The sequence below is a fragment of the Pseudomonas sp. O230 genome (assembly GCF_045447035.1).
Lineage (GTDB): Bacteria > Pseudomonadota > Gammaproteobacteria > Pseudomonadales > Pseudomonadaceae > Aquipseudomonas.
Map to the genome: position 1 here is coordinate 1 of NZ_JBJGXN010000034.1, position 202 is coordinate 202.

The following is a 202-nucleotide window of genomic DNA, read 5'->3' on the forward strand; positions in this document are numbered from 1 at the left end:
AGCATCCGGGTCGGTGCCGTAGGTGAGGTTTTTTTCATAGACGGTCAGCTCGCCGCCCTCTACGTCGAGGCCGTTGAGGGTCACCGGGCTGTTATGGATCTGCAAGACCAGGTTGGCGGTGCTGGTGTCGCCGTCGGCATCGGTGAGCGTGTACTGGAAGGTTTCGGTGCCGTTGCCATCGCCGTGCAAGGCTTTGAAATCG

The 202-nt window shown here is 60.4% G+C and carries 1 protein-coding gene; it reads right to left on the reverse strand.

Going from position 1 to position 202, the window contains the following annotated elements; genetic code table 11:
* On the reverse strand, positions 1-202 hold a 202-nt coding region (locus ACI77H_RS30045), incomplete at both ends, for a hypothetical protein (protein ID WP_407015553.1).